This window comes from Pseudomonas sp. PHC1, assembly GCF_046487845.1.
In the GTDB taxonomy this organism is placed as follows: domain Bacteria; phylum Pseudomonadota; class Gammaproteobacteria; order Pseudomonadales; family Pseudomonadaceae; genus Aquipseudomonas; species Aquipseudomonas sputi.
This window is the reverse complement of the sequence record NZ_JBJXHJ010000001.1, coordinates 227,929-241,981: the sequence shown is the minus strand read 5'-3', so window position 1 is coordinate 241,981 and position 14,053 is coordinate 227,929. Positions and strand designations below refer to the sequence as shown.

The following is a 14,053-nucleotide window of genomic DNA, read 5'->3' as shown; positions in this document are numbered from 1 at the left end:
CGCATCCCTCGTTCTTGTTGGTGTTTCAAGAGCGTAGACGGCTTGAGGCCATGTACGGCTATTCAGAAAGCTTCTGAATGTTGCTGCGGCGAGGGCGTTCGCGCCCTCGCCGCACAGGAGGCTTACGGACGGGCGTTGAGTTGCCGTTGCAGGTTCTGGATCTGCGCTTGCAGGGTGTTGATGTTGCGGGTCATCTGCGCTCGGAACGCGTCGAACTCGGCAGTGCTGGTGCCCCCCTGCGCAGCGGCCGGACGATTGTCCTGCTCGCTCTTGAGAATGACGATTTCCTGCTCCAGACGGTCGATGGCGGCGCTCGGATTGCCTTGTTTTTTCAGGGCCGTGATGTCGGCACCGAGGCTCTTGAACTGCGCATCGAAGCCTTTGACCTGAGCATCGAGACTCTTGAGCTGGGCGTCGACCTTGCTGGTGTCGGCCGGCGTGCTTTTGAGGGTCGCCAGTTCGGTGCTCAGGGCTTTGACCTGGGCCTGCAACTGGGTGTTGGCGGTCTGCTGTTCGGTGGTCTGGGCGGTCATCTGCGCCAGGCGCTTGTCCAGATCGCTTGCCTGCCCGGCCACGCCCTGCTGCTGTTTGCTCTGATCCTGAAGAGCGCTTTGCAGCTGTTTGATCTGCTGCTTCAGGGCTTCGCTGTCGGTGGTGACGTTGGTCTGGCTGGCCACGACCTTGCCGGAAATGTCCTGCAGGCGCCCCGCGGCTTCCTCACTGATGCGCGCGAAACTTTCCTGGGTCGCCACCAGTTGCTGCTCCATCAGCGAAATCTGCTGGAAGCTCCACCAGGCCAGACCGATGAATGCGAAGAACAATGCGCCAACCAGTGCCCACAATGGCCCGGTGCTGGCGGCCTTGACCCTGACCACCGGCGGCGTGCGCGAATGCACGGAGGTGCGGGCGGTGACCGGAAAATCGTCGTCATCGAGGGTATCGGCGCGCAGGCTCGGTACATCGTCGAAATCGTCGTGGGCATCGTTACGCATGGACATTGAGGCAACCTTTGTGGAACGCGGTGATGGCAGATTGGCGCGAAGTATAAACCCCGCGGCCGCTGGGGTTGACCCTCAAGCCGTGGCGCGGTTCAGTGCCGGCCGGCAGATTCGTATCAACGAATGTCCTGAGCCTTCCACCAGCCACAGAACTCATCAAGGGCCGTCCACAGACTGACTTTCGGATCGTAGTCCAGATAATGCCGGGCGCGACTGATGTCGAGGGTGAAATTTTTGTTCATCACCTGCATGCCCAGGCGCGACAGGGTCGGCTCGGGACGCCCGGGCCAGAGCTTGCACACACCTTCGTTGAGCGCCGCCACGCTGTAGGCCAGCCCGTAGGAACGGTACTGGGTGACCTGTGGGACTTCCATCTTGCGCATCACGTAATTGACCACATCCCACAGCGGCACCGGGGCGCCGTTGCTGATGTTGTAGGCCTTGCCCAGCGCGGAAGCATCGGCCAGCAGGCTGCTGAGCAATGCTTCATTGAGGTTGTGCACGCTGGTGAAATCGACCTTGTTCAGCCCGTTGCCGATGATCGCCAGACGGCCTTTGCGCTGCATGTTCAGCAGGCGCGGAAAGATGCTCATGTCGCCGGCGCCGGTGACGAAGCGCGGGCGCAGGGCGAGGGTTTCGAGGCCGAATTCCTGGGCGCCGAAGACCTTTTGCTCGGCCAGGTATTTGGTCGCCGCATAGTGATGCTTGAAGCGTTTTGGCACTTGCTCCTCGGTCAGGCCGAGATGGTCGCGACCGTCAAAGTAGATCGATGGCGACGACAGATGCACCAGCCGCCGAACCCGTTGTTTCAGGCAGGCCTCGACCACGTTTTCGGTGACCTGCACGTTGCCCTGATGGAAGTCCTGATAACGGCCCCACAAACCGACCGCGCCGGCGCAATGCACCACGGCTTCGACATCGCTGCATAGCGCACGCACCAGATCCGGATCGCTCAAATCGCCTTGAACGAACTCGGCCCCGCGACGCACCAGATGCTCGACACCCTCGGCCCGGCGACCGTTGACCCGCACGTCCAGGCCCTGCTCCAGGGCGAAACGCGCAAAGCGTCCGCCAATGAAGCCGCTTGCGCCGGTGACCAGAATTTTCATGTAGAGCTCCAACAAAACCAGCTGCAAGCTTCAAGCTTCGAGCTGCAAGGTAAAAACAGTACGCAAGCGCTTTACTTGGCGCTTGCAGCTTGACGCTCGCAGCTGCTTTCAGGCCACCAGCCATTGCGCCGACGAGCGCACCAATTGCTCGGTCAACAGCCCGAGCAATTGACCGCCATTGCGCCAATGATGCCAGTACAAGGGCACGTCGATCGGTTTATCTGGCAACAGTTCGCGCAGTACGCCGCGCTCCAGTTGCTCGCGCACCTGTAATTCCGGCACCAGTCCCCAGCCGAGTCCCGCTTCGGTCAGGCGGATGAACCCCTCGGACGACGGGCACAGGTGATGTTCGAAACCGCCATCGACGCCGAGGGACGCGAGGTAACGATGCTGGAGAAAATCGTCCGGGCCGAACACCAGCGCCGGGGTGCGCGGTAGCTGTTCGGCCCGCACACCCTCGGGAAAGTGCCGTTCAATGAACGCCGGGCTGGCCAGCGCTCGATAGCGCATCGCCCCGAGCAATACGCTGCGTGCACCCGCCACCGGCCGTTCGCTGGCGCACAGGCAAGCGGCCACTTCACCGGCGCGCATGCGTTTGAGGCCGACGGTCTGGTCTTCGACGATCAGGTCCAGCAACAGATGTTGTTCGGCGCAGAAATCGCCCACCGCCTCGGCCCACCAGGTGGCGAGGCTGTCGGCATTCAGAGCGATGCGCAGGCGCTCCGGCAGGCCCTCTTCGTCCAGCGCCGGTACCAGCGTCTGCAAATCCCGTTCGAGCAGGCGTACCTGCTGCACATGGTTGAGCAGGCGCCGGCCGATCTCGGTCGGCGACGGCGGCGTGCCGCGCACCAGAACCGGCTGGCCGACCCGCGCTTCCAGCAGTTTGATCCGCTGGGAAATCGCCGATTGCGAAAGGCCCAGCACCTGCGCCGCCCGTTCGAATCCGGCCTGCTCGACCACGGCGGCCAGAGCGGAGAGCAATTTGTAGTCGAACATCAGTTTTCCTAATGAGCGATCAGCACTATTGGTTTTTCTTATACAGCCTCAACCGGGAGAATAGCCAGCAAGCACTCTTTATCAAGGACCACCCCCATGGCTGGCGAAACCGCGTTGACCACCCTGCTGCGCAGCATGAACCCTCAGCTCAATGCCGGCGAATACGTGTTCTGCACCCTGCGCGACGGCCAGTTGCCGAGCGGTCTGGAGATCGTCGGCAGTTTCCGTGAACAGGAAGGTCTGACGGTCATTCTCGAACGCTCTCACGCCGAGCGCGCCGGTTTCAGCTTCGACTACGTTGCGGCGTGGATCACCCTGAACGTGCATTCGGCGCTGGAAGCGGTCGGCCTGACTGCCGCCTTCGCCACCGCACTGGGCAAGGCCGGGATCAGCTGTAACGTGATCGCCGGCTTTTACCACGATCATCTGTTCGTCGGTCAGGCCGACGCCGAACGTGCCATGCAAGTGCTGCGCGACCTCGCAGCCCACGCGGAGTAATCGTCATGTGGCAAAGCTATACCAATGGTTTGCTGGTGGCGTTCGGGCTGATCATGGCGATCGGCACGCAAAATGCCTTTGTCCTGGCCCAGAGCCTGCGGCGTGAACATCACTTGCCGGTCGCCGCGCTGTGCGTCACCTGCGATGCGCTGCTGGTGGCGGCCGGCGTGTTCGGTCTGGCCACGGTGCTGGCGCAGAACCCGACATTGCTGGCAGTTGCCCGCTGGGGCGGCGCGGTGTTCCTGATCTGGTACGGCAGCCAGGCGCTGCGCCGGGCCTGCTCGAAACAGAGCCTGCAACAGGGTGAAAACCAGACTGTGCGTTCGCTGCGGGCGGTAATGCTCAGTGCACTGGCGGTGACGCTGCTCAATCCGCACGTCTATCTCGACACCGTTTTGCTGATCGGTTCTCTCGGTGCGCAACAGTCGGTGCCCGGCGCTTATGTCGTGGGCGCGGCGAGTGCTTCGCTGCTGTGGTTCTTTACCCTGGCGTTCGGCGCGGCATGGCTCGCACCATGGCTGGCACGGCCGAGTACCTGGCGGATTCTCGATCTGTTGGTGGCGGTGATGATGTTCACCGTGGCGGGTCAGCTCATTCTGGCTTCGTGATTATTCCAAACAGCTCTGGAACCTCTATCCCACACAGTTGTTGCGTGGTTAAGCCGCACCCCCGGTGCTATGATCCGAACCCTGCGCCGCAAAGAGTAAAAACTCGCCGGTGCATTTCTGGCCGCCCGTGATCGGCCTTGCGCTCACCGCAACAGACCTGATTAGGAGAATCATCATGGCTTTCGAATTGCCGCCGCTGCCTTACGCACACGATGCCCTGCAGCCGCACATTTCCAAGGAAACCCTGGAATTCCACCACGACAAGCACCACAACACCTACGTCGTGAACCTGAACAACCTGGTGCCAGGCACCGAGTTCGAAGGCAAGACCCTGGAAGAGATCGTCAAGACTTCCTCGGGCGGCATCTTCAACAACGCCGCTCAGGTCTGGAACCACACCTTCTACTGGAACTGCCTGGCGCCAAATGCCGGCGGTCAACCAACCGGCGCACTGGCTGAAGCCATCAACGCGGCGTTCGGTTCGTTCGACAAGTTCAAGGAAGAGTTCAGCAAAACCTCGATCGGCACCTTCGGTTCCGGCTGGGGCTGGCTGGTGAAAAAGGCTGACGGTTCCCTGGCGCTGGCCAGCACCATCGGCGCCGGCAACCCGCTGACCAGCGGCGACACCCCGCTGCTGACCTGCGACGTCTGGGAACACGCTTACTACATCGACTATCGCAACCTGCGTCCGAAGTACGTCGAGGCGTTCTGGAACCTGGTCAACTGGAAGTTCGTGGCCGAGCAGTTCGAAGGCAAGACCTTCACCGCTTAAGCTGCACGCCAGACAAAAACCCGGCTTTGCCGGGTTTTTTTATACCTGCGAAAATCATCGTGGGTGCGTTGCATCGCAAACAGGGCCTTTTCCCACATCTGATGCAGCCCTTCTCCCCTTGCTCCCAGGCCACGGCGGACTAACATCAAAAAAAGGAAAAATTGTCCGACGCCCCTCAAGTTGGAGACCGAAACTACCGACACAGTACAACCAGGGCAAAGACTCCAGACAGCAGCATTTCGGCCAAGGCCACGGACAAATATTCTGCGGCTCGATTGTCCCTTTGACTGCCAACACGGGATTGCCAATACTCATGGCAACTTGACGCTACCCGCACGGAACAAGGAATAACCCTTTGAAGCTGGAACTCAAGAACAGCTTGTCGGTGAAGTTGCTCCGGGTCGTGCTCCTGTCGGCATTGATCGTCGGCGTGGTCTTGAGCTGCGCACAGATCGTGTTCGATGCCTATAAAACACGCCAGGCCGTTGCCGGCGATGCCGAACGCATCCTCGACATGTTCCGCGATCCCTCCACCCAGGCCGTCTACAGCCTGGACCGGGAGATGGGCATGCAGGTGATCGAAGGCCTGTTCCAGGATGACGCCGTGCGCCAGGCCTCCATCGGTCATCCCAACGAAGCCATGCTCGCGCAAAAGTCGCGTGAGCTGCAGCAGTCCAACAGCCGCTGGCTGACCGACCTGATCCTCGGCCAGGAGCGCACGTTCACCACCCAACTGGTGGGGCGCGGGCCCTACAGCGAGTATTACGGCGACCTGAGCATCACCCTCGACACAGCCATCTACGGTCAGGGTTTCATCGTCAGTTCGGTGATCATCTTCATTTCCGGCGTGTTGCGCGCCCTGGCCATGGGCCTGGTGCTGTATCTGGTCTATCACTGGCTGCTGACCAAACCGCTGTCGCGGATCATCGAACACCTCACCGAGATCAACCCTGACCGCCCCAGCGAACACAAGATTCCGCAGCTCAAGGGCCACGAAAAAAACGAACTGGGGATCTGGATCAACACCGCCAACCAGTTGCTCGAATCCATCGAACGCAACACCCACCTGCGCCACGAAGCGGAAAACAGCTTGCTGCGCATGGCCCAGTACGACTTCCTGACCGGCCTGCCGAACCGCCAGCAATTGCAGCAGCAACTGGACAAGATTCTGGTGGATGCCGGCAAGCTGCAACGCCGGGTCGCCGTGCTTTGCGTAGGTCTGGACGATTTCAAAGGTATCAACGAACAATTCAGCTACCAGACCGGCGACCAGTTATTGCTCGCCCTGGCTGACCGGCTACGCGCCCACAGCGGTCGCCTCGGCGCCCTCGCCCGTCTCGGCGGCGACCAGTTCGCCCTGGTGCAGGCCGATATCGAGCAACCCTACGAAGCGGCGGAACTGGCGCAAAGTATCCTTGATGACCTGGAAGCCCCGTTCGCCCTCGATCATCAAGAGATTCGCCTGCGCGCCACCATCGGTATCACCCTGTTCCCGGAGGACGGCGACAGCACCGAAAAGCTGTTGCAGAAAGCCGAACAGACCATGACCTTGGCCAAGACCCGCTCGCGCAACCGCTATCAGTTCTACATCGCGAGTGTCGACAGCGAGATGCGCCGACGCCGCGAACTGGAAAAAGACCTGCGCGATGCGCTGTTGCGCGACCAGTTCTACCTCGTCTATCAGCCGCAGATCAGCTACCGCGATCACCGCGTGGTAGGGGTCGAGGCATTGATCCGCTGGCAGCATCCGGAACACGGTCTGGTGCCGCCGGACCTGTTCATCCCGCTGGCGGAACAGAACGGCACCATCATTGCCATCGGCGAATGGGTTCTGGATCAGGCCTGCAAGCAGCTGCGCGACTGGCACGATCAGGGCTTCGTCGACCTGCGCATGGCGGTCAACCTGTCCACCGTGCAACTGCACCACGCCGAACTGCCGCGGGTGGTCAACAACCTGTTGCAGATGTACCGCCTGCCGCCGCGCAGCCTGGAGCTGGAAGTCACCGAAACCGGCCTGATGGAAGACATCAGCACCGCCGCCCAGCACCTGCTGAGCCTGCGCCGCTCCGGCGCCTTGATCGCTATCGACGACTTCGGCACTGGCTATTCCTCGCTGAGTTATCTCAAGAGCCTGCCGCTGGACAAGATCAAGATCGACAAGAGCTTCGTCCAGGATCTGCTGGATGACGACGATGACGCGACCATCGTTCGCGCCATCATTCAACTGGGCAAAAGCCTGGGCATGCAGGTGATCGCCGAGGGCGTGGAAACCGCCGAACAGGAAACCTACATCATTTCCGAAGGCTGCCACGAAGGTCAGGGCTACCACTACAGCAAACCGCTGCCGGCGCGCGAGTTGAGCATTTATCTCAAGCAGGCCCAGCGCAGCAACGCGGCCATCCTCTGAAATCTTCTTGCCAAGCCCGGCGAACCCCTTGATCCGCCGGGTGCGGTCTGCGCTGTTGATCCAGCGCAAACCCCGTGCAAATAAGAAATATTTCCAGCTACAACCCTTTACACATAATGCGAAAGATTTGCATTATGTCGCAGCTTTGCGCGCCCCCGCGCCTGTCCACTCACAATTACCGAAGCAGGATGTTCGCCATGATTCGTATGCCTCTGGCTACCGCCAGTCTGCTGGCCATCGCTATTTCCCTCGCCGGTTGCGGCGAAGGTAAAGACAAAGAAAAGGCCGCCGCTCCTGCGCCGACTCCGGCTGCGAGCACCGCTGCACCGGCTGCGCCTGCTGCTGCCAGTAAAGTCGACGAAGCCGCCGGCAAAGCCGTTGTCTCGCACTACGCCGATATGGTCTTCGCCGTTTACAGCGATGCCGAATCCACCGCAAAAACCCTGCAAACCGCCATCGACGCGTTCCTCGCCAAGCCGAACGACGACACCCTGAAAGCCGCCAAGGCTGCCTGGGTCGCCGCCCGCGTTCCTTACCTGCAGAGCGAAGTCTTCCGCTTCGGCAACACCATCATCGACGACTGGGAAGGTCAGGTGAACGCCTGGCCCCTGGACGAAGGCCTGATCGACTACGTCGACAAATCCTACGAGCACGCACTGGGCAACCCGGGCGCCACCGCCAACATCATCGCCAACACCGAAGTGCAGGTCGGCGAAGACAAGGTCGACGTCAAGGACATCACCCCGGAAAAACTCGCCAGCCTGAACGAGCTGGGCGGTTCCGAAGCCAACGTCGCCACCGGCTACCACGCCATCGAATTCCTGCTCTGGGGCCAGGACCTGAACGGCACCGGCCCTGGCGCCGGCAACCGTCCGGCTTCGGACTACCTGGAAGGCAAAGGCGCCACTGGCGGTCACAACGACCGTCGTCGTGCCTACCTGAAAGCCGTGACTCAACTGCTGGTCAGCGACCTGGAAGAAATGGTCGCCAACTGGAAGCCGAACGTGGCCGACAACTACCGCGCCACCCTGGAAGCCGAACCGGCTGAAAGCGGCCTGCGCAAAATGCTGTTCGGCATGGGCAGCCTGTCCCTGGGCGAGCTGGCTGGCGAGCGCATGAAGGTGTCCCTGGAAGCGAATTCCCCGGAAGACGAACAGGATTGCTTCAGCGACAACACCCACAACTCGCACTTCTACGATGCCAAAGGCATTCGTAACGTTTACCTGGGCGAGTACACCCGTGTCGACGGCACCAAACTGACCGGCGCCAGCCTGTCGTCGCTGGTGGCCAAGGTCGACCCGGCTGCCGACACCGCGCTGAAAGCCGATCTGGCTGCCACCGAAGCCAAGATCCAGGTCATGGTCGATCACGCCAACAAGGGTGAGCACTACGACCAGCTGATCGCTGCCGGCAACACCGCCGGCAACCAGATCGTCCGCGACGCGATCGCTTCGCTGGTCAAGCAGACCGGTTCGATCGAAGCCGCTGCCGGCAAGCTGGGCATCAGCGACCTGAACCCGGACAACGCCGATCACGAGTTCTGATCACAGCGTCCGCGTTAAAAAAGGCGACCTTCGGGTCGCCTTTTTGCTGGTCGTTCCCACGTCGAACTGTCCGCGTGGGGATGCTCAGTACCCCTGGCGCAAATCAAGCAAACGATAATTCCTCTTATTCAAACCCCCGCGCCCTGTTAGACTTTGCGCCTTTGATTTTGCCCTTCTTGCAGGAAGTCTGATGCCCTCGCTGCCTCTTCGCTTGACCGCACTGTTTCTGGCCCTGGGCCTGAGTGCCTGCGATGACGCCCCGCGTTTCACCAAGGCCGGGCCGGGTGAGGCCCGTTCCGGTGGCGCGGCGACCGTGCGCAAGAGCGATCAGAACGCGTTCTCCCTGCCGTCCGCCAACCTGCCGCCCTCGCGCCGGGTGGACTTCAGCGTCGGCAACAGTTTCTTTCGCAACCCTTGGGTGATTGCGCCATCGACCACCACGGCCCGTGACGGCCTTGGCCCGCTGTTCAACACCAACGCCTGCCAGAACTGCCACATCAAGGACGGCCGCGGTCATCCACCGACGCCGGATGCGGCCAACGCGGTGTCGATGCTGGTGCGCCTGTCGATCCCCGATGCGCCGCAGTACGCCAAATTGATCGAGCAGGTCGGTGTGGTGCCCGAGCCGGTCTACGGCGGGCAGTTTCAGGACATGGCCGTGCCAGGCGTCACGCCGGAAGGCAAGGTGCGGGTCGACTACACGCCGGTGCCGGTCCGCTTCAAGGACGGCACTGAAGTCGAATTGCGCAAACCGGTCCTGCAGATCACCCAGCTCGGCTACGGCCCGATGCACCCGGACACGCGTTTCTCGGCCCGTGTTGCGCCACCGATGATCGGCCTGGGCCTGCTCGAAGCCATCCCTGAGGAAGCGATCCTCGCCAACGCCGCCGCGCAGGCCAAAGAGAACAACGGCATCAACGGCCGGCCAAACCGGGTCTGGGATGACGCGCAGCAAAAGACCGTCATGGGGCGATTTGGCTGGAAAGCCGGCCAACCCAACCTCAATCAACAAAATGTTCACGCGTTTTCGGGTGATATGGGCCTGACCACCAGCCTGAGGCCGTTTGATGACTGCACCGACGCGCAAACCGCCTGCAAACGGGCGCCGAACGGCAACGGCCCGGACGGCGAACCGGAAGTCAGCGACAACATCCTGCGCCTGGTGCTGTTCTACAGCCGCAACCTCGCGGTTCCCGCCCGTCGTGGAGTCAACGATGCGCAGGTGCTGGCCGGCAAGAATCTGTTTTTCCAGGCGGGCTGCCAGTCCTGTCACACACCGAAATACACAACCGCCGCCAACGCGGCCGAACCTGAACTGGCCCATCAAGTGATTCGCCCGTACAGCGATCTGCTGCTGCACGACATGGGCGAAGGCCTGGCGGACAACCGCACTGAATTCCAGGCTTCCGGCCGCGACTGGCGCACCCCGCCGCTGTGGGGTATCGGCCTGACGCAGACGGTCAGTGGCCACACCCAGTTTCTGCATGACGGCCGCGCCCGCAACCTGCTCGAAGCGGTGCTCTGGCATGGCGGCGAAGCGAAGGCGGCGCAGCAACAGGTTTTGTCTTTCAATGCCGAGCAGCGTGCCGCGCTGCTGGCGTTCTTGAACTCACTTTAAACACTTAAAAGAATCGGGAGCCCGACATGTTCCGTCCCAAGCTGTTGTTCACCAGCCTTGCCGCACTGGCCCTCGGCGCGTGCTCGCCGCAGGATCCGCAAGCCGTCACCTCGGCGGCCATCGCCAAATCGGTGATCCTGCCGACCTACACCCGCTGGGTCGAAGCCGACAAGCAACTGGCCGTCAGCGCCCTCGCCTACTGCCAGGGCAAAGAGACGCTGGACACCGCCCGTGCCGACTTCCTGCATGCACAGAAAGCCTGGGCCGAGCTGCAACCGCTGCTGATCGGCCCGCTGGCCGAAGGCAATCGCTCGTGGCAGGTGCAGTTCTGGCCGGACAAGAAGAACCTGGTCGGCCGTCAGGTCGAGCAGCTGGTCACCGCGCAACCGCAGATCGACGCCGCCGCCCTGGCCAAGTCCAGCGTCGTGGTTCAAGGCCTGTCCGCCTACGAGTACATCCTGTTCGACGCCAAGCCTGACGTGGCCAACGACGCGCAGAAAGCCAAATACTGCCCGCTGCTGGTAGCCATCGGCGAGCGTCAGAAACAACTGGCCGAAGAGATCCTCAACAGCTGGAACAACACCGACGGCATGCTCGCGCAGATGAGCAAATTCCCGAACCAGCGCTACGCCGACTCCCACGAAGCGATCGCCGATCTGCTGCGGGTACAGGTCACCGCCCTCGACACCCTGAAGAAAAAACTCGGCACGCCGATGGGCCGCCAGAGCAAGGGCGTGCCCCAGCCGTTCCAGGCTGACGCATGGCGCAGCCAGTCGTCCATGGAAGCGCTCGAAGCCAGCCTGGCGGCTGCCAAAACCGTCTGGGAAGGCGTCGACAACAAAGGCCTGCGCGGCCTGCTGCCGGCTGAGCAAAAGCCGCTGGCGGACAAGATCGACGCCGCGTACGCAGCCTCGCTCAAACTGTTCGACAGCACCCAGCGCTCGTTGACCGAAATGCTCAACGATGACGCCGGTCGTCAGCAGCTCAACGACATCTACGACAGCCTCAACGTCGTCCACCGCCTGCACGAAGGCGAATTGGCCAAGGCGCTGGGCATCCAACTGGGCTTCAACGCCAACGACGGTGACTGATGAGGGCACGTGCCATGCTGCGACGCCAGGCTCTGACTTTAGGTAGTTTGCTGCTGGGAGCAGTGACACTGGGCGGCTGGACGCTGTTCAAACGCAAGGACCAAAGCCCGCTGCTGCTGTCGGCGCGGGACGACACCGACGGCAAGCACTACGCCGTCGGTTATCGGCTGGACGGCACGAAGGTGTTTGCCACCGAAGTCGGCCAGCGCTGCCACGACATCATCAATCACCCGACGCTGCCGATCGCGCTGTTCGTCGCCCGCCGACCGGGCACCGAGAGCTACCTGATCGACTTGCGCAACGGCGCATTGCTGCAAACCGTGACGTCGCAGCCGAACCGGCATTTCTACGGCCACGCGGTAATCCACCACAGCGGCGACTACCTGTACGCCACCGAAAACGACACCACCGATCCGGGCCGTGGCCTGCTCGGCGTGTACAAATTCGAAGGCGAACGACTGGTGCACAGCGGCGAGATTTCCACCCACGGCCTCGGCCCGCATCAGGTGTCATGGATGCCCGACGGTGAAACCCTGGTGGTGGCCAACGGCGGGATCCGCACCGAGGCCGAAAGCCGGGTCGACATGAACCTCGACGCCATGGAACCGAGTCTGGTGCTGATGCAACGCGACGGCACCCTGCTGAGCAAGGAAACCCTCGCCCAACAGATGAACAGCGTGCGCCACCTGGGGATCGCCAGCGACGGCACCATCGTCGCCGGCCAGCAATTCATGGGGCCTTCCCACGAACGCTCGGAACTGCTGGCGATCAAACGTCCCGGCCAGCCATTCGTGGCGTTCCCGGTGCCGGAGCATCAGTTGCAGTCGATGGGGCATTACACCGCCAGCGTCGCCGTGCACAGCGACCTGCGTCTGGTGGCGCTGACCGCACCGCGCGGCAATCGCTTCTTCATCTGGGACCTGGACAGCGGCGAAGTGCGCCTCGACGCCCCGTTGCCCGACTGCGCCGGCGTCGGTGCGGTGAAGGACGGGTTTGTCGTGACCTCCGGTCAGGGACGCTGCCGCTACTACGATTGCCGCCAGGACGATCTGTTGGCTAAACCACTGGATTTGCCCGCAGGGCTCTGGGACAACCATCTTCATCTGATGGCCTGAAATTCGCCGCCGACCGTTCGGTCGGCGGCCCCGCTTTTCTTCACCTTCCTCCCTCGCACCCGATAAAAACTGGCAGTTGGAATCCCTGCCGGACTCGGGGTAATGTGCCCGCCTGTCTCGCCTGATTTTCTCCAAGGAACTGGAAATATGCTGCGTCGCCGCATGCTGATCATGTTGGGTGTTGTACTGCTGATCGTTTTGCTTCTCGCCGGTTACAAGGCCTTCTCGATCTATACGATGATCCAGGGCTTTTCAAAACCGAAGCCGCCGATCAGTGTCGCCGTGGCCACGGCCGTCGAGCGCCCGTGGCAGATGCGCCTGCCCACCGTCGGTACACTGAAGGCGCTGCAAGGCGTCGACCTGAGCCTGGAGAACGCCGGCACCGTCACCGAGCTGAAGTTCGAATCGGGGCAGAAGGTCAAGGCCGGCCAGCCGTTACTGCAACTGGACAGCGCCGTCGAAGCCGCCCTCCTCGAAACCGCCAAGGCCGATCTCGGTCTCGCGCAGCTCGATTACGGTCGCGGCAGCCAGCTCGTCGGCAGCAGCGCCATCTCCAAAGGCGAATTCGACCGGCTCTCGGCGCAGTTGCAAAAAAACAAGGCGACGGTCAATCAACTCAATGCGGCGCTGGCCAAAAAACGCATCGTCGCGCCCTTCAGCGGCATCATCGGCATCCGCCTCGTCGACATCGGCGACTACCTCGCCAGCGGCACCAAGATCGCCACCCTGCAGGATCTGAGCAGCCTCTACGCCGACTTCTACGTGCCCGAGCAGTCGGTGCCGAAACTGGCCATCGGTCAGCCGGTACAAATCACGGTCGCGGCGTATCCCGGCGAGAACTTCACCGGCGCCATCAGCGCCATCAACCCCATCGTCGAAAGCACCACCCGCAACATTCTGGTGCGCGCCACCCTCGCCAACCCGGACGGCAAGTTGCTGCCGGGCATGTTCACCAGTGTCGAGGTGCTGCTGCCGGATCCGCAGAAACACGTCGTGGTCCCGGAAAGCGCGATCACCTACACCCTGTACGGCAACTCGATATACGTGGTCACCCAGAAAAAAGCCGAAGACGGTACCGTCGAAAAAGACGACAAGGGCCAACCGGTGCTGATCGCCGAGCGTCGGTTCGTCGAGACCGGCGAACGCCGCGATGGCCAGGTGATGATCAACAAGGGCGTGCAGAACGGCGAACAGGTGGTGACGGCCGGCCAGATCAAACTGGATAACGGCGCCCACATTGCCATCAGCGATGACAAGACCCTCGGCGAGCAGAACAGTCCGCCCCGCGCCGACTGAT

Annotated in this window: 12 protein-coding genes; 9 read left to right on the top strand and 3 right to left on the bottom strand. The window is 62.0% G+C overall.

What is annotated here, in order from left to right:
• Positions 1–122: 122 nt before the first annotated feature.
• From ACKJSM_RS01095 to ACKJSM_RS01085, 3 genes are all read right to left on the bottom strand, one after another.
• Positions 123–998 (bottom strand): ATPase, encoded by an 876-nt coding sequence (locus ACKJSM_RS01095; RefSeq protein ID WP_236182422.1) that lies wholly within the window; start codon positions 996–998, stop codon positions 123–125.
• Between the two features lie 116 nt (positions 999–1,114).
• Positions 1,115–2,107 (bottom strand): NAD-dependent epimerase/dehydratase family protein, encoded by a 993-nt coding sequence (locus tag ACKJSM_RS01090; protein ID WP_410236435.1) that lies wholly within the window; start codon positions 2,105–2,107, stop codon positions 1,115–1,117.
• A 108-nt stretch (positions 2,108–2,215) separates the two neighbouring features.
• Positions 2,216–3,103 (bottom strand): LysR family transcriptional regulator ArgP, encoded by an 888-nt coding sequence (locus tag ACKJSM_RS01085; protein WP_236182420.1) that lies wholly within the window; start codon positions 3,101–3,103, stop codon positions 2,216–2,218.
• A gap of 96 nt (positions 3,104–3,199) precedes the next feature.
• Here ACKJSM_RS01085 and ACKJSM_RS01080 point away from each other — a divergent pair, with 96 nt between their 5' ends.
• The 9 genes from ACKJSM_RS01080 to ACKJSM_RS01040 all read left to right on the top strand — a co-directional run bounded on the left by ACKJSM_RS01080 (position 3,200) and on the right by ACKJSM_RS01040 (position 14,052).
• The gene (locus ACKJSM_RS01080; RefSeq protein WP_236182419.1) at positions 3,200–3,601 is read left to right on the top strand and encodes an ACT domain-containing protein; all 402 of its coding nucleotides are present in this window, start codon (positions 3,200–3,202) and stop codon (positions 3,599–3,601) included.
• Positions 3,602–3,606: 5 nt separating this feature from the next.
• Positions 3,607–4,209 carry a LysE/ArgO family amino acid transporter gene (locus ACKJSM_RS01075; protein WP_236182418.1) on the top strand — a complete coding sequence of 201 codons (603 nt, stop codon included), beginning with the start codon at positions 3,607–3,609 and terminating at the stop codon, positions 4,207–4,209.
• A gap of 175 nt (positions 4,210–4,384) precedes the next feature.
• A complete protein-coding gene (locus tag ACKJSM_RS01070) occupies positions 4,385–4,981 on the top strand; it encodes a superoxide dismutase (protein WP_003227660.1) in 597 nt (198 codons plus the stop codon).
• A 355-nt stretch (positions 4,982–5,336) separates the two neighbouring features.
• A complete protein-coding gene (locus tag ACKJSM_RS01065) occupies positions 5,337–7,388 on the top strand; it encodes a putative bifunctional diguanylate cyclase/phosphodiesterase (RefSeq protein ID WP_410236434.1) in 2,052 nt (683 codons plus the stop codon).
• Between the two features lie 197 nt (positions 7,389–7,585).
• Positions 7,586–8,932 (top strand): imelysin family protein, encoded by a 1,347-nt coding sequence (locus ACKJSM_RS01060; protein ID WP_236182417.1) that lies wholly within the window; start codon positions 7,586–7,588, stop codon positions 8,930–8,932.
• Between the two features lie 190 nt (positions 8,933–9,122).
• Positions 9,123–10,550 (top strand): di-heme oxidoredictase family protein, encoded by a 1,428-nt coding sequence (locus ACKJSM_RS01055; protein ID WP_410236433.1) that lies wholly within the window; start codon positions 9,123–9,125, stop codon positions 10,548–10,550.
• A gap of 26 nt (positions 10,551–10,576) precedes the next feature.
• Entirely contained in the window at positions 10,577–11,641 is a 1,065-nt protein-coding gene (locus tag ACKJSM_RS01050) for an imelysin family protein (RefSeq protein WP_236182415.1), read from the top strand.
• A gap of 14 nt (positions 11,642–11,655) precedes the next feature.
• Positions 11,656–12,756 carry a DUF1513 domain-containing protein gene (locus ACKJSM_RS01045; RefSeq protein WP_410236432.1) on the top strand — a complete coding sequence of 367 codons (1,101 nt, stop codon included), beginning with the start codon at positions 11,656–11,658 and terminating at the stop codon, positions 12,754–12,756.
• A 147-nt stretch (positions 12,757–12,903) separates the two neighbouring features.
• On the top strand, positions 12,904–14,052 hold the full coding sequence (locus ACKJSM_RS01040) for an efflux RND transporter periplasmic adaptor subunit (RefSeq protein ID WP_410236431.1): 1,149 nt from the start codon (positions 12,904–12,906) through the stop codon (positions 14,050–14,052).
• The last annotated feature ends 1 nt before the right edge of the window (position 14,053 follow it).